Genomic DNA, 14,063 nt, shown 5'->3' with positions numbered 1-14,063 from the left:
GACCGGCGAGGCGAGCACCACGCCCGCTCTGCCGCCCGCAGCCTCTCACCTGAGGGCGGGTCCGGCACGTCGGCCGCCGTCGACAAGGGAGAGTCATGACGAAGAAGTCACTGGTCCTGGCGGCGCTGACCGCCGGCACGCTCGGACTGGCCGCCTGCGGCGGCGGCACCGGTGCGGGGAGCGCCGACGGCGGCGGCGGGGACGGCGAGAAGGCGACGTCGATCAAGCTCGTCGCGGCCGAGTACTCGAAGGACAACACGAAGGCGTTCTGGGACGACTTCGCCAAGAAGTACAAGGACGAGACCGGCTACGACCTCGAGGTCCAGATCATCAGCTGGGACAACATCGACCAGCAGTCCTCGACGATGATCCAGAACAACCAGGCGCCCGACATCCTCAACCTCAACGCCTACGCGAGCTACGCGAAGGACGACCTGCTCTACAGCGCCGACGAGGTGCTCAGCGACGAGGTCCAGGGCGACATCCTCGACACCTTCGTCAAGTACGGGACCTACGAGGACAAGTTCTACGGCTTCCCGGACCTCTCCAGCGCCCGCGCGCTCTTCTACAACAAGGACCTCTTCGACAAGGCCGGCATCGACGCCCCGCCGAAGACGTGGGACGAGCTCGCCGAGGACGCGAAGAAGGTCTCCGCCCTGGGTGACGGCACCGCGGGCTACGCCCTGCCGCTCGGCCCGGAGGAGAGCCAGGGCGAGTTCTCCATGTGGCTGTTCAACAACGGCGGCACGTGGAAGGACGACTCCGGCTGGACGATCAACTCCGACAAGAACGTCGAGACGCTGAGCTTCCTCAAGAAGATGACCGACGACAAGGTCACCCAGAACAACCCCGGCAAGACCAACCGCGCGGACGCCTTCGACCTCTTCGCCTCCGGCAAGGCCGGCATGGTCGTCGGCTTCAGCCCGCTCGCCGCCCAGCTCGACGAGGAGGACAAGGTCGACTACGAGGCCGCGCCCTTCCCGAGCAACGACGGCACGGACTCGAAGACCTTCGGCGTCACCGACTACCTCATGGCCTTCAAGAAGGACGGCAACGAGGACGCGGTGAAGAAGTTCTACGAGCTGTACTACCAGCCCGACCAGGTCAACACCTTCATCGAGAAGGAGGGCTTCCTGCCCGTGACCAAGTCCGGCGTCGAGGAGTTCGCCGACGACGAGGACCTCAAGGTCTACCTCGACACCCTGCCCAACGCGCAGCTCACCCCGACCGACGACCCGACGTGGGACAAGGTCAAGCTCGCGGTCCAGCAGAACCTCGGCGGCGCCGTGTCCGCCGACGGCGACCCGAAGGCCGTGCTCGACGAGCTCCAGAAGACCGCCGAGTCCCAGCAGTGACCACCCGAGGACGGCGCCGTCGCCGGCAGGTCGGTCAGGTCAGCTCGGCGCAGGCCTGGCTCTGGCTGGCGCCGGCGACGGCGCTGATCCTCGGCATCGTGCTCTTCCCGGCGATCATGCTCGTGAGCGCCAGCCGCGGCGAGTACTCGATCACCGGTCTGCGCACCGGTGACGCCGGGTGGAGCAACTACACGAAGGTCCTCGACCACCCGGCCCTCGGCGTGGTGCTCAAGAACACCCTCGTCTGGGTCGTCGTCGTTGTCGCGCTGACGATCGTCATCTCGCTGGCGCTCGCGCAGCTGCTCGTCAAGGACTTCCCCGGGCGCCGCTTCGTGCGGTGGGCCGTCATCGTGCCGTGGGCGGCCTCGCTCGTCATCACCAGCCAGCTCTTCGTCCTGCTCTACGACTACAACTACGGGATGATCAACCACCTGCTGCGCTCGGTGGGGATCATCGACACCTCGATCGACTTCCTCGGCGACGACCGGCTCACGCTCGCGTCGATGATCGTCGTCGGCGTCTTCGTCTCGCTCCCCTTCACGATCTTCGTCTTCATCGCGGGCCTCAACGCGATCCCGGACGACGTCATGGAGGCAGCGACCGTCGACGGCGCGAGCCCGTGGCAGCGCTACCGCCATGTCACCCTGCCGCTGCTCAAGCCGGCGCTGCTCGTCGCGAGCGTCCTCAACGTCATCTACGTCTTCAACAGCTTCCCGATCGTCTACACGCTCAACGACCGCAACCCCGGGTACGCGCACGACACGACGATCACCTTCATGTACAAGCTCGCCTTCAAGAGCCAGGAGAAGGACGTGGGCATGTCCGCGGCCGCGGGCATCTTCAACGTCATCCTCATCCTCGTCGTCATCGCGATCTACATGAAGGTCGTCAGCTGGAAGGAGGAGACCCGATGAGAGTCCAGGCCACCACGCCGCGCCGTCGTCTCCCGCTCACCCTCGCGGGCGCCGCGGTCGCGATCGTCTTCCTCCTGCCCTACGTCGTCATGGTGCTCGACTCCTTGCGCACGAGCCGCGACGTCAAGACGACCCCGCCGAGCTTCCTGCCGCGGGTGTGGCAGTGGGACACCTACGCCCAGGTCCTCGGCGACGAGCGCTTCCGGGCGTGGCTGCAGACCAGCCTGGTCGTCGCGATCGGCTCGACGGTCCTCGTCGTCCTCGTCGCGGTGCCCGCGGCGTACATGACGGCCCGCTACCGCTTCCGCGGGCGGATGATCTTCCTCGTCGTCGTGCTCGTCACCCAGATGTTCAGCCCGACCGCGCTCGTCGTCGGCCTCTACCGCCAGTTCTTCGAGCTCAACATGGTCAACACCTACGGCGCGCTCATCCTCACCAACGCCGGCTTCAACCTCGCCTTCGCCGTGTGGATCCTCCACGGCTTCTTCTCCTCGATCCCGACCGAGGTCGAGGAGGCGGCGCTGCTCGACGGCGCGACCCGCATGCAGGTGCTGTGGCGCGTCATGCTCCCGCTCACCCGCCCGGGCCTGGTGACGGCGACGATCTTCACCTTCATCGCCGCGTGGAACGAGTACGTCGTGGCGCTCACCCTGATGATCGACGACGACAAGAAGCCGCTGACGGTCGGCATGCGCTCCTACATCACCGGCTACGAGCAGAACTGGGACCAGCTCTTCGCGGCCTCGGTCATCGCCGTCGTCCCGGTCGTCATCCTCTTCGCGATCATCGAGCGGCACCTCGTCGGCGGCCTCACCGCCGGCAGCGTGAAGTGAGCCCGCACGACGACGTGCTCGACATCCATGTCCACGGCGCCGTCGGGGAGCCCTTCGGCGGCACCGTGGAGGGCACCCTCGCCGCCGCCGCGCACCACGGCGGTGGGGTCGTCGCGAGCCTCGTCTCGGGCACGCCCGACGAGATGGCCCGCCAGGTGGGGGTCGTCGCCGCGGCGATGACGAAGGGGGATCCCCGCAGCTCGGCGATCCGCGGGATCCACTGCGAGGGCCCCTTCCTGTCAACCGTGCGCCGCGGGGCGCACGACCCGCACGTGCTCCGCGACGCCGACCCGGCGCTCGTCGAGCGGCTCGTCGGGGTCGCCGCAGACGCCGGCGCCCCCGGCGGGATCAAGCACTGGACCTTCGCCCCCGAGCGCACGAGCGGGGGGCTCGCCCCCTTCGTCCGCACCCTCGTCGAGCACGGCGTCGTGCCGGCGGTCGGTCACACCGACGCTCCCGCCGCGCAGGTGCGCGCGGCGCTCGGGCTCGTCGCCGACACGCTCGGCGCTCCCGGCCTGGTCACCCACCTCTTCAACGGCATGCCGGCCTTCCACCACCGCTCCGGCGGACCGGTGGCCGCCGCGATGTCCGCGGCGGCCGCCGGCGAGTGCCTCGTCGAGGTCATCGCCGACGGCGTGCACGTCGCGCCCGAGGTCGTGCGGATGGTCTTCGAGACCCTCGGGCCGGACCGGGTCGTGCTCGTCAGCGACGCGATGTCGGCGACGGGTCTGGGCGACGGCGACCACCTCCTCGGCACGCTGCCGGTGCGGGTGCGCGACGGCGTCGCGCGTCTCGTCGTCGAGGAGGGGGAGGGGTCGATCGCGGGCAGCACCTCGACCCTCGAGCGCTGCGTGCGCTGGGCGGTCGACGTCGCCGGGGTCGACGAGCAGGACGCGCGCACGAGCGCGACCCGCACCCCCGCGGCCGCGCTGCGCCTCTGAGCCGCCGCCCGACCGGTCGCAGCGCGGGCTCAGCCCACCCGGTCGAGCATCCCCTGCGCGACGTCGTGGAGCAGCGCGCCCGGGTCGTCGACGTCACCGCGGTGCACGACGACGAGCAGGGTGTGGCCCGAGCGCACGAGGAGGCGCTGCTCGGGTCGTCCGCCGGTGGTCGTCGTCAGCCCGAGGGACTGGTCGCCGACCTCGTCGACCGGCAGACCGCTGACCGCCACGTCCGACGGTCCGTCGCCGAGGTCGACCGTGTGCGTGCTGCACGGGCCGACGACCTGTCCGGCCTGCTCGAGCACCGTCTGCGGGACGACCTCGTCGAAGGTGAGCAGCGAGACCTCGAGCCGACGCTCACCACGGGTGAAGGCGGCCGCGCTCGCGACGCCCAGGTGGTCGTCCCGCAGCCCTTGAGCCGCCTCGCCCCGCAGGTAGAGGTCGCGGCACTCCGGCGGCTCGGCGGTGAGCCGGCTCGTGTCGCGCACGTCGACCTCGCGCCAGCTGCCGGGCAGGTCCTGCACCTGCGGCAGCACGACGCGCACCTGCTGGGCGGTGAGCTCGCGCTGCTGGGGGGAGAGCTCGGTCGTCGCGCTGCTCGTGCTCGACGTCGGGGCGGGGGTCGTCGACGGCGCCGCGACGGGCTCGTCCTGGCCGGAGCACCCGGCGAGCGCGACGAGCACCAGCGCGGCGACGGCCACGCGCGAGCGGTGGGTCACCGGGCCGCCTCGGGCACCGCGGCGATGACCTCCTGGGCCGTCGTGCGCAGCGGCGACAGGTCGGTGCCGGGGTCGGTGTGGGTGAGCGTGACGACGACGAGGGTGTTGCCGTCGCGCACCGCGAGCGTGTCGAGGTAGTACGTCTTCTGCTCGCCGCCGGCGGCGCTGGACTGCAGGCTCTTGCGGATCCCCAGGGACTGCTGGCCGACCGGCTCGACCTCCAGCGGCTCGGCCGAGATCCTCTCGTCGAGCTGGGCACCGGCCTGCTCGCCGTAGAAGGCGAAGGCCGAGCACTGCGGCAGCGCCTGCTCCGCCCGGTCGAGCAGCGCCGGGTCGAGCGGCTGCTCGTGGCTCTCGACGGTGATGCCGAGGACGCGCAGCGACTCGCCGGACCCCGTCGTCGCCCCCGCCTCGGCGCGCCCGCTCTGCATCGCCTTCGCGTCGCGGCGGGGCTGCCCGAGCAGGAGGACGTCGATGCACTCGGCCGGGTCGGTCTTGCGCCACCGCGTCGGGGTGTCGTCGACCTGGCTGCGGTCCCACCCGGGCAGCGGCTCGGGGATCGTCCGCGCCGCCTGCTCGTCGTCGAGGACGTAGGGCTCGACCTGCCGGGGCGGGGTCGTCGTCGGCGAGGGTGAGTCCTCGCCGCCACCGACGAAGGGGAGGGACCCGCACCCGGCGAGCAGGAACGAGGCGACGGCGATCGCGGCGGTGCCGCGCACGGCTCGGGTGGTCATGACGTCTCCTCGAGCGAGGTGAGGATCGAGCGGGCGCCCTGGCGCAGCGCCTCGGTGTCGGGCGTGCTCGGGTCGGTCGAGGACGCCGCGACGACGACGTAGGTGTGACCGACGGAGAAGCGCAGGGTGTCGATGTAGGAGTCGGGCCGGCCGGAGACGCCGGTGATGTGGTGGCGCACGGCGAAGGACCGGTCGCCGAAGGTCTCCATCGTCAGCGGCGTCGTCTCGTAGTCGGCGCCGTCGTAGGTCCACGTCGCGCAGCGCCCGAGCGCGGCGCCGGCCTCGTCGAAGGGACCCGAGGGGAAGGGCTGCTCGAAGCTGCGCAGCTCGACGAAGGCGAGCTCGTCCCCCTTCGTGTAGTTCTCGCTCGTCCGTCCGGCGACAGAGCCCTGCGCCTCCCGCCACGCGGGTCCGCGCAGGATCATCGCGGCGCACTCGGGAGGGTCGACGTTCTCGACGTCGTCGATCTCGCCGATCGTCGCGTCCCCGCGCGGCCCCCACCCCTGCCCGAGGTCCTCCGGGGCGGGCCGGGCGGCCTCGAGCTCGCCGCGCGAGTACACCTGGTGCAGGCGGTCCTGCGGGGTGCTCGAGGACGCGGCGGAGGTGGTCGGCGCGCTCGTCGGGTCGTCGGAGGCGAAGGGGGAGCACCCCGCCGCCACGAGGGCGGCGGCGGTGACCACGAGCGCTCGACGAGACATGTCAGCCCTGCGTGAGGTTGCGGTCGACGATGCCGGCGAGGGTGCTCGTCAGCCCGTCGACCCGCTCCGAGGAGGGTGCGACGTAGTAGACGACGGTGACGAGGGTGTGGCCGCGCTTGAAGGCGAGGTAGTCCGCGACCCCGCCCTTGCTCGGCGCCTCGGTGCTGTCGGTGATGGAGAAGCGGGTCGAGTACGTGCGCTCGCCGACCTGGGGCACCCCGAGGCCCTCGATCGTCACGGTGTCGACGACCTCCTCCTCGTCGTCGCCCTCGAAGGTCGAGAAGCGCTTCATCGGCGAGCACCGCCCGACGGCGCTGCCGGCCGCGGTGAAGAGCGAGCCGGGCACCCCGGTGTCGTAGCTGCGGATTGTCACGCTCGCGGAGCCGAACTTCGTCGCGTGGGTGTAGGAGCGGGTCACGTCGACGACCTCGCGCTCGTCGAGGGCCTTGCGCGCCGGGCCGGCGAAGTTGGCGTCGAGGCACCCGTCGGGCTCGGTGCGCTGCTCGGCCACCTCGAAGGCGGGTCGGCTGTCGATGGTGATCTCGGGCGGCAGGTCGCCGACGATGGGCAGCGCGAGCTCGGCCGCAGCCTCGTCGAGCTGACGGCCGCCGGGGTCCTGAGTCGTGCTCGGCGCCTCGGGCTCGGGGGCGAAGGGGCCCACGCACCCGCTCGCCGCGAGGACGAGCGCGGCGGTGCCCAGTGCCAGAGAGGCGCGACAGCTCATCAGAAGCCCGGCGAGACGCTCGAGGACTCCTGCGAGCCGCTCGCCTCGCGCGGGCCGTCGCGCAGGTTGGACTCGGTGGCCTCGGCGGCCATCTCCAGACCCGTCGTCTTCACCTCGTCTCCCTCGGTGTGCATCTCGAGCACCTGCACGAGCGCACCGTCGACGCTGAAGACGAGCCGCTCGAAGACCGTGTCGCCACCCTTCTCCCGCGTGCGGAAACGGAAGGTCCGGTCGCCGTAGGACGGCCCGGTCGTCGCCTCGGACAGGTAGGTGGTGGTGCCCTCCTTGTTGATCTGCTGGTACTCGCCGCACTCGTCGAGCGCCGCGCCCATGGCCTCGAAGACACCGTCGGGCACGCTCTGCTCGTAGCTGGTGATCTTCACCCCGACGGCGCTGCCCTTCGCGTTGGCCGGGATGTAGGTGCGCCGTGCCGAGCCGGTACGACCCTCGGCGAGGTCCTCACCCGCGCGGCCGGAGATCAGCAGATCGCTGCACGTCTTGGGGTAGGTCGCCTGCTCGCCGTCACCAGCGCCCTCACCCTCGTACTGACCCCAGCTGGGTGGCATCTGCCCCTCGCCGGGCAGGTAGCGCTGGACCTGCTCGTCGTCGAGCGAGGACAGGGTGGGCGTCGAGCTCGTCGGCTCCGGGGTGGGGGAGTCCTCGCCGCCGCAGGCGGTCGTGAGCAGGAGCAGGGCGGCGGTGGCCGCGACGACGGGTGTCCTCATGACGACATCCTCTTCAGGGTGGTCCGGGCGACGTCCCGCAGGAGCGGGCCGGGGTCGGATCGGTCGCCGACGTAGTTGACGACGACATAGCTGTGGCCGGAGAGCACGGTGACCCGGTTGAGCGTCGAGCCGCTGCCGCTCACGGTGGCCAGCCCCATGCTGCGGTCGCCGATGGCGGGCACCTGCAGCCCGCGGGTCTCCTGGCTCTGGGTCTGGCCGTCGCTGTAGACGAGGTCGTAGGTCGAGCAGCGGCCCATCGCGTCGCCGGCGACGGTGAGCAGCGAGACGGGCACCGGCTCGTCGAAGGAGTAGACGAAGACGGCGAGGTAGTCGGCGTCGGTCCCGTCGGTGACGTAGTCGTGCTTGGCCTCGGCGACGCGGTGCTCCTTCGCGAAGGCCTTGGCCTGCTCGCCCTGGAGGAAGAGGTCGCCGCAGCTCGTCGGGTCGTAGGAGATCGTGGCGGGCACGACGCGGTTGTCGACCCACCCGTCGCCGATCTCCTTCGCCGGCGGCAGGGCCTTGCGCACCTGGGCGGGGGTGAGCTCGCGCTGCTCGGGCTTGGTGATCTCGGGCTGGACATCGGCGGCGGAGGAGGTCGCGGGCGGCGGTGCCGCGCTCGTCGAGCTCGACGACGAGCCGCCCCCGGGCATGCAGGCGGGTACGGACAGGACGGCTGCCGCGCTCACCCCTGCCCGCACGAGACCCCGTGCCGTTGCGCTCATCGCGGCCCACGATACGTGGCTCCGGGCGACGGGGGCCGAGCGCGTGCCTATCCTGCGGGGAGGACGAGACGACGAAGGGGGACGAGCCGGCATGCGCGAGCGCACCACGACGTGGGACCGACGCTCCCTCCTGCTCGCCGGCGCGCTCGCGCCGCTCGCCGCGTGCGCGGGCGAGCCGGAGCCGCTGGAGCGCTCCGGCAGCGCGTCCACCCCCACGCCGTCGGGCCCTGGGCCGGCGTCCTCGAGCAGTACGACGCCGAGCTCGTCGAGCTCCTCGGCGATCACCGGGTCGGCCTCGGGCCGGCTCGAGCGGGTGGACCTGCCGGCGCTCGACGACCTCGCCGGCCGCTGGGCCGCCTACGCCGCGGTGTGGGTCGGTGGCGAGTTCTCCTCCGACGGGGGCCCGTCGGCTGACGACGGCGACTGGCTCTACGAGGACATGTTCGGGCAGTGGGGCTTCCTCACCCGCTTCGCCGACGGGCGGGCGGTGATGGTCGGCTCGGCGCAGCCGGAGCGGGTGCGGCCCGCGGCGGAGGAGCGCGAGGCCCGCGCCGCGATGCTCGCCGGTGCCCCGTCGTGGTGGGCCGTCGGGCTGCAGCCGATCGACCCCGCGACCGCGGTCCACTACGTCTGCGGGTTCGAGGACGGCCGGTGGCGTCAGGTCGCGGGGGCCTCCGAGCGCGCGAGCGGCATCACCTCGCTCAACTTCGTGCTGCGCACCGAGCGCCAGCTCGTCGACGAGATGGTCCTCATGGCCAACACCGGCGTCGCCGACCGCCCGGCTACCGCGAAGTCTGCCGCCCGCGCGCTCGTGCGCGCTGGCAGCAAGGCCACCGCCGCCCAGGTGGACGCCGTGGGGTCCGACATCCGTGACGCGAGGGCCGGCGCTGCCGCTGCCGCCCTCTTCGCCGCCCCCGGCCGCCACTAGCTCCCGCCCCCGTCGGCTCCCGGTGAGCGCGAATCGCCGCTACGTCGGCGACGTCACGGCGATTCGCGCTCACCCTGTGCGGGTCAGGACCTCTTCGTCAGCGCGCTGCCCTTGTGCGCGGCGGTGGCGCCGGTCTTGTCGGACTTCACGACGTAGGCCGGCTCGTCCGCGCTCGCGGTGAACTTCTGCCCGTCGTGTTGGAAGTCCTTCGTCTTCTTCTCCACGACGGTGCCGTGGGTGGTGCCCTGCGAGGTCTTCCAGCTGACCTCGTCGCCTGTCGAGTAGTCGCTCATGGGCTCATCGTGCCCATCGACGACGCCGAAGGGGGCGACCCGGGTACCCCCCCGGGTCCGCCCCCTTCGCGACGGCCTCACATCCGGTCGATGGTCACCCCGTAGTAGCTCGCCGCGTCGACGACGGGCTGGTAGAAGCTGTACGACCCGGCGCTGTAGCCGCGGTTGTAGCCGCAGTCCACCCCGACGGGGCCGCCGGAGGTCATGCCCTGGGCGAGGTTGCCGACGCCGATGTAGGCGCCGCCGGAGTCGCCGCCCTCGGTGCACACGCTGGCCTCGGCGAGGCCGGAGGTCACGGTGCCGCCGTAGTTGACGGTGCGGTTGTAGGCCTTGATCGTCCCGCAGGTCCAGCCGGTGGTGTTGCCCGCCTTGCAGATCTCGGTGCCGACGGCGTTCTTGCTCATGCCCTTGACGGCGTAGTAGCCCGAGTGCCCGCGGCTGTCGACCTGCGGCACACCGCGGTCCTCGGAGTCGATGTCCATGAGGCCCATGTCGACGCTGGAGGAGCCGGTGCGGAAGCGCGAGCTCGTGCCCTTGCCGATGTGGGTGCCGTTGACGTCGTAGATGTCGGGCAGGCCCTCGACGCAGTGACCGGCCGTGAGCAGCACGTTGTTGCCGCTCGCGGTCTTGCCCGGGTAGCCCAGCGAGCAGTTCGTGCCCGGCGCGAGATCCATGATCCGGCCGGGGTAGACGTCGGCCTGGGTCGACAGGGTGTCGCCCTGGGTGACGGTCACGCCGGGCGTCGCGGCCAGCTGGCGGCGCACCGCAGCGCTCGCGCCGGGGGCCAGGCGCACCGAGACCGTGCCCGTCGTGACGTCCGAGCCGATGCTCGAGATCTCGTCCTTGGCCGAGCCGAGACCGCGCAGGATCGTCGCGGCGCGGGCGTCGAGCTCGCTCTGGCCGGCGGCCCGCGAGGGGACGAGCCCCGCCGTGCGGGCGGCCGAGGCGTCCGCGTCGGAGCCCACGACGACGACGAGCCGCTCGCCCTTGAAGTACGCGCCGTCGACGTCGACGCCCAGCTTCTCCAGCGCCCGCATCGCGGCCTGACGCTCGTGCTTGGCGTCGAGGTAGGACTGCGCCTTCGCGCGGCTCACGCCGTCGCGGGCCATGACGAAGTCGACGAGGACGTCCTCCTCGGCGCCGGGGGAGGGGGCGGACGGCGCGGTGGGTGCCTCGACGGCCGTGGGGGCGGCCTGGGTCGTGGGCAGCGCGGTCAGACCCAGGGCCGCGGTGGCGGCGAGGGCGAGAGCGGCGCGGCCCAGCGGGCGGGGGGTGTGCGACAGGCGGATCGACATCGGTGGTTCTCCTGGTGTCGTGGCCGGGTCCCGGCCGGGAGCCGCGGACGAAGGGGGTGCCGCGGCGCCCCGAACTCTGGCGGCCCCCCGGGCCCGGCGGTAGTGCGCCTGACCCGATCCGTACCTGGCGGAACAGGTCTTGACCTGGGGCAGCACCTGCCGTGGTCTGACGGGGGTGTCCACGGGGTGGGCACCTGACCACCCCCTGACTTGCACCGCCCGAGACAAATCACCTAGTCTGGAACCGTTCCAAAGAAGGAACGGATCCGGACAGGGTCCACCCCCTCACCCCCCATCGTCAGGAGCACATTCGCATGTCGCTGATCAACACCCAGGTCAAGCCCTTCGAGGCCACCGGCTACGTCAACGGTGAGTTCAAGGACTTCTCCAGCCAGGACATCGCTGGCAAGTGGGCGATCTTCTTCTTCTACCCGGCTGACTTCACCTTCGTGTGCCCGACCGAGCTCGGCGACCTCGCGGACTACTACGACGAGCTGAAGGGCCTCGGGGTCGAGGTCTTCTCGGTCTCCACCGACACGCACTTCACGCACAAGGCGTGGCACGAGACCTCCGAGACCATCGGCAAGATCGGCTACCCGATGCTCGGCGACCCGACCGGCCGCATCTCCCGCGGCTTCGAGATCCTCCGCGAGGACGAGGGCCTGGCCAACCGTGGCACCTTCCTCGTCGACCCGGACGGCGTCATCCAGTTCGCCGAGGTCACCGCCGAGGGCATCGGCCGCAACGCCTCCGAGCTCGTCCGCAAGGTCAAGGCCGCCCAGTACGTGCGCAACAACCCGGGCCAGGTCTGCCCCGCCAAGTGGGAGGAGGGTGCTGACACCCTCACCCCGGGCCTGGACCTCGTCGGCAAGATCTGATCCACCCCTCCTGACGCCGTGCCCCGGCCCGGGGACCACCCCTGAGGTCCCCGGGCCGTGGCCACGGCGCCGCTGCACCCCCCTTCGCACCACCCGCACCGCTACCGCCCGAGGAGTCCCCACCTATGGCGCTCGACGCCCCCCTGGCCACCCAGCTGAAGTCCCTGCTCGACAACCTCCGCGAGCCCGTCGAGCTCGTCGCCGCGTACGACGAGCGACCCAAGTCGGGCGAGCTGCGCGAGCTCCTCACGCAGATCGCGGGCATGCACGACCTGCTCACCCTGCGCGAGGCCGAGGGCGACGAGATCGACGAGCGCCGCCCCGCCTTCCGGATCCAGCGCGTCTCCGCGCCCGAGGTCGCGGTGACCTTCGCGGGCCTGCCCCTCGGCCACGAGTTCTCCTCGCTCGTCCTCGCGCTGCTGCAGGTCGGCGGCCACCCGGTCAAGGAGGACGAGGCCACCCTCGCCGCCGCCCGTGCCGTGCAGGGCGAGCACCACTTCGTGACGTACATGTCGCTCACCTGCCAGAACTGCCCGACGGTCGTCCAGGCGCTCAACGCCCTGGCCGTCCTCAACCCGGGCGTCTCCCACACGGTCGTCGAGGGCTCCCTCTTCCAGGACGAGGTCGAGCGCGAAGGGGTCATGGCCGTCCCGTCGATGCGTCTGGACGGCGAGAGCTTCGGCTCCGGCCGCATGGAGCTCTCCGAGATCCTCGCCAAGCTCGACGACATCACCGGCGGCACCGGCTCGCTCGAGGCCGCCGCGGCGCTCTCCGAGCGCGAGCCCTACGACGTCCTCGTCCTCGGCGGTGGCCCCGCCGGCGCCTCGGCCGCGATCTACGCCGCCCGCAAGGGGATCCGCACCGGTCTCGTCGCCGACCGCTTCGGCGGGCAGGTCAACGACACGATGTCGATCGAGAACCTCGTGGGCACCCCGCGCACCGACGGCCCGACCCTCGCGGCCGACCTCGAGCGCCACGTCCACGAGTACGACGTCGACCTCGTCAAGGGCCAGACCGCGTCGGGCATCACCGAGGCCGGCGAGGACGGTCTCGTCACCGTCGACCTCGCCTCGGGCGCCGGCCTGCGCGCCCGCTCGGTGATCATCGCGACCGGTGCGCGCTGGCGCACCATGGACGTGCCGGGCGAGGACGAGTACCGCAACAAGGGCGTCACCTTCTGCCCGCACTGCGACGGCCCGCTCTTCAAGGGCAAGGACGTCGCGGTCATCGGCGGCGGCAACTCCGGCGTCGAGGCCGCGATCGACCTCGCCGGCGTCGTGCGCCACGTCACCGTCGTCGAGTACCTCGACGAGATGCGCGCCGACGAGGTGCTCCAGCGCAAGCTGCGCTCGCTGCCCAACGTCGACGTCGAGCTCGGCCGCCGGACCACCGAGGTCGGGGGCGACGGGGCGAAGGTCACCGGTCTCGTCCACGAGCCGCGGGACGGCGGCGACGCCCTGACGACCGCGGTCGACGGCGTCTTCGTCCAGATCGGTCTGCTCCCGAGCACCGAGTGGCTCATCGGCAGCGGCGTCGAGCTGAGCGAGCGCGGCGAGGTCGTCGTCGACGACCGCGGCGCGACGAGCCTGCCGGGCGTCTTCGCCGCCGGCGACGTCACGACGACCCCGTACAAGCAGATCGTCGTCGCCCTGGGCGACGGCTCGACGGCCGCGCTGTCGGCCTTCGACCACCTCATCCGCACGAGCGCCCCGGCGGGTGCGGACACGACGGCGGCGACGAAGGTCGCCGACGGCGACCCGGTGGACAGCGACCCGACCGACGTGCCCGACATCGCCCGCGTCTGAGCGACCCGGGCATCACCAGCACCCATCTCCACGACCGAGGAGGACCACCATGACCGTCTCGTCCGAGCCGACCGACCAGGGCCCCAAGCCCTTCGTCGTCAACATCGAGCGCGCCACGCTCGAGAACTCCAACTTCCGCACGACGCTGTGGACCGGCGCCAACCTCCAGCTCACGGTGATGTCGATCGCCCCCGGTGACGACATCGGGCTCGAGGTGCACGACGACCACGACCAGTTCCTGCGGGTCGAGTCCGGCGAGGGGCGCGTGCAGATGGGCCCCGCGCAGGACGACCTGTCCTTCGACCGTCAGGTGGGTGACGACGACGTCGTCCTCGTGCCCGCCGGGTCGTGGCACAACATCACCAACACCGGGGTCGAGCCGCTCCAGGTGTACTCGCTGTACGGCCCGCCCGACCACGTGCACGGCACCGTCCACGCGACGAAGGCCGACGAGGCCGCGGACCCGACCGAGCACTGAGCTCATCGAGCACTGAGGAGC

16 protein-coding genes are annotated in these 14,063 nt (G+C 71.6%); 8 read left to right on the top strand and 8 right to left on the bottom strand.

The genetic code is table 11. The features are described 5' to 3' along the window. Positions 1-95: 95 nt before the first annotated feature. The 4 genes from L6241_RS14405 to L6241_RS14390 are packed head-to-tail and all read left to right on the top strand — an operon-like array spanning position 96 to position 4,043. Positions 96-1,355, top strand: a complete 1,260-nt coding sequence (locus tag L6241_RS14405) for an extracellular solute-binding protein (RefSeq protein WP_224766997.1) — start codon at positions 96-98, stop codon at positions 1,353-1,355. Next, the gene (locus tag L6241_RS14400; RefSeq protein WP_123092560.1) at positions 1,352-2,269 is read left to right on the top strand and encodes a carbohydrate ABC transporter permease; all 918 of its coding nucleotides are present in this window, start codon (positions 1,352-1,354) and stop codon (positions 2,267-2,269) included. Before L6241_RS14405 ends, L6241_RS14400 begins: the two co-directional genes overlap by 4 nt. Continuing rightward, a complete protein-coding gene (locus L6241_RS14395; RefSeq protein ID WP_368246826.1) occupies positions 2,266-3,102 on the top strand; it encodes a carbohydrate ABC transporter permease in 837 nt (278 codons plus the stop codon). The genes L6241_RS14400 and L6241_RS14395 overlap by 4 nt, the downstream gene beginning before the upstream one ends. Beyond that, complete coding sequence (locus L6241_RS14390; RefSeq protein WP_368246825.1) at positions 3,099-4,043, top strand: N-acetylglucosamine-6-phosphate deacetylase; 945 nt, start codon at positions 3,099-3,101, stop codon at positions 4,041-4,043. The genes L6241_RS14395 and L6241_RS14390 overlap by 4 nt, the downstream gene beginning before the upstream one ends. A 29-nt stretch (positions 4,044-4,072) precedes the next feature. On the opposite strand, the gene L6241_RS14385 is transcribed toward L6241_RS14390, so the two are convergent. The 6 genes from L6241_RS14385 to L6241_RS14360 are packed head-to-tail and all read right to left on the bottom strand — an operon-like array spanning position 4,073 to position 8,365. Then, entirely contained in the window at positions 4,073-4,762 is a 690-nt protein-coding gene (locus L6241_RS14385) for a hypothetical protein (RefSeq protein ID WP_368246824.1), read from the bottom strand. After that, a complete protein-coding gene (locus L6241_RS14380; RefSeq protein WP_368246823.1) occupies positions 4,759-5,496 on the bottom strand; it encodes a hypothetical protein in 738 nt (245 codons plus the stop codon). The genes L6241_RS14385 and L6241_RS14380 overlap by 4 nt, the downstream gene beginning before the upstream one ends. Then, positions 5,493-6,194 carry a hypothetical protein gene (locus L6241_RS14375; RefSeq protein ID WP_368246822.1) on the bottom strand — a complete coding sequence of 234 codons (702 nt, stop codon included), beginning with the start codon at positions 6,192-6,194 and terminating at the stop codon, positions 5,493-5,495. Before L6241_RS14375 ends, L6241_RS14380 begins: the two co-directional genes overlap by 4 nt. A 1-nt stretch (position 6,195) precedes the next feature. After that, complete coding sequence (locus tag L6241_RS14370; protein ID WP_368246821.1) at positions 6,196-6,918, bottom strand: hypothetical protein; 723 nt, start codon at positions 6,916-6,918, stop codon at positions 6,196-6,198. Then, the gene (locus L6241_RS14365) at positions 6,918-7,643 is read right to left on the bottom strand and encodes a hypothetical protein (protein ID WP_368246820.1); all 726 of its coding nucleotides are present in this window, start codon (positions 7,641-7,643) and stop codon (positions 6,918-6,920) included. The genes L6241_RS14370 and L6241_RS14365 overlap by 1 nt, the downstream gene beginning before the upstream one ends. Further along, entirely contained in the window at positions 7,640-8,365 is a 726-nt protein-coding gene (locus L6241_RS14360; RefSeq protein ID WP_368246819.1) for a hypothetical protein, read from the bottom strand. Before L6241_RS14360 ends, L6241_RS14365 begins: the two co-directional genes overlap by 4 nt. A gap of 91 nt (positions 8,366-8,456) precedes the next feature. On the opposite strand from L6241_RS14360, the gene L6241_RS14355 reads away from it, so the two are divergent. Continuing rightward, positions 8,457-9,293 (top strand): hypothetical protein, encoded by an 837-nt coding sequence (locus L6241_RS14355; RefSeq protein WP_368246818.1) that lies wholly within the window; start codon positions 8,457-8,459, stop codon positions 9,291-9,293. An 83-nt stretch (positions 9,294-9,376) separates the two neighbouring features. Here the strand turns inward: L6241_RS14355 and L6241_RS14350 are convergent, their stop codons facing one another. Continuing rightward, complete coding sequence (locus tag L6241_RS14350) at positions 9,377-9,586, bottom strand: DUF2945 domain-containing protein (protein WP_251720529.1); 210 nt, start codon at positions 9,584-9,586, stop codon at positions 9,377-9,379. 77 nt (positions 9,587-9,663) lie between these two features. Beyond that, positions 9,664-10,881: a trypsin-like serine protease gene (locus tag L6241_RS14345; protein ID WP_368246817.1), complete on the bottom strand. Its 1,218-nt coding sequence runs from the start codon at positions 10,879-10,881 to the stop codon at positions 9,664-9,666. 314 nt (positions 10,882-11,195) lie between these two features. Between L6241_RS14345 and ahpC the strand changes: the two genes are divergently transcribed. From ahpC to L6241_RS14330, 3 genes are all read left to right on the top strand, one after another. Beyond that, positions 11,196-11,759: an alkyl hydroperoxide reductase subunit C gene (ahpC, locus tag L6241_RS14340; RefSeq protein ID WP_068271642.1), complete on the top strand. Its 564-nt coding sequence runs from the start codon at positions 11,196-11,198 to the stop codon at positions 11,757-11,759. Positions 11,760-11,884: 125 nt separating this feature from the next. After that, positions 11,885-13,564 carry an alkyl hydroperoxide reductase subunit F gene (ahpF, locus tag L6241_RS14335; RefSeq protein ID WP_368246816.1) on the top strand — a complete coding sequence of 560 codons (1,680 nt, stop codon included), beginning with the start codon at positions 11,885-11,887 and terminating at the stop codon, positions 13,562-13,564. 49 nt (positions 13,565-13,613) lie between these two features. Continuing rightward, positions 13,614-14,042, top strand: a complete 429-nt coding sequence (locus L6241_RS14330) for a cupin domain-containing protein (RefSeq protein WP_068271649.1) — start codon at positions 13,614-13,616, stop codon at positions 14,040-14,042. The last annotated feature ends 21 nt before the right edge of the window (positions 14,043-14,063 follow it).

This window comes from Janibacter sp. Y6 (assembly GCF_040900765.1).
In the GTDB taxonomy this organism is placed as follows: Bacteria; Actinomycetota; Actinomycetes; order Actinomycetales; family Dermatophilaceae; genus Marihabitans; species Marihabitans melonis.
Note: the sequence above shows the minus strand (reverse complement) of the source record. Positions and strands in the feature narration are given on the sequence as shown.

Coding starts and splice junctions, on each gene's coding strand:
- L6241_RS14370 (WP_368246821.1), bottom strand. CDS start 6,918: ATGAGCTGTCGCGCCTCTCTGGCACTGGGCACCGCCGCGCTCGTCCTC.
- L6241_RS14355 (WP_368246818.1), top strand. CDS start 8,457: ATGCGCGAGCGCACCACGACGTGGGACCGACGCTCCCTCCTGCTCGCC.
- L6241_RS14395 (WP_368246826.1), top strand. CDS start 2,266: ATGAGAGTCCAGGCCACCACGCCGCGCCGTCGTCTCCCGCTCACCCTC.
- L6241_RS14365 (WP_368246820.1), bottom strand. CDS start 7,643: ATGAGGACACCCGTCGTCGCGGCCACCGCCGCCCTGCTCCTGCTCACG.
- ahpC (WP_068271642.1), top strand. CDS start 11,196: ATGTCGCTGATCAACACCCAGGTCAAGCCCTTCGAGGCCACCGGCTAC.
- ahpF (WP_368246816.1), top strand. CDS start 11,885: ATGGCGCTCGACGCCCCCCTGGCCACCCAGCTGAAGTCCCTGCTCGAC.
- L6241_RS14360 (WP_368246819.1), bottom strand. CDS start 8,365: ATGAGCGCAACGGCACGGGGTCTCGTGCGGGCAGGGGTGAGCGCGGCA.
- L6241_RS14405 (WP_224766997.1), top strand. CDS start 96: ATGACGAAGAAGTCACTGGTCCTGGCGGCGCTGACCGCCGGCACGCTC.
- L6241_RS14330 (WP_068271649.1), top strand. CDS start 13,614: ATGACCGTCTCGTCCGAGCCGACCGACCAGGGCCCCAAGCCCTTCGTC.
- L6241_RS14375 (WP_368246822.1), bottom strand. CDS start 6,194: ATGTCTCGTCGAGCGCTCGTGGTCACCGCCGCCGCCCTCGTGGCGGCG.
- L6241_RS14350 (WP_251720529.1), bottom strand. CDS start 9,586: ATGAGCGACTACTCGACAGGCGACGAGGTCAGCTGGAAGACCTCGCAG.
- L6241_RS14380 (WP_368246823.1), bottom strand. CDS start 5,496: ATGACCACCCGAGCCGTGCGCGGCACCGCCGCGATCGCCGTCGCCTCG.
- L6241_RS14345 (WP_368246817.1), bottom strand. CDS start 10,881: ATGTCGATCCGCCTGTCGCACACCCCCCGCCCGCTGGGCCGCGCCGCT.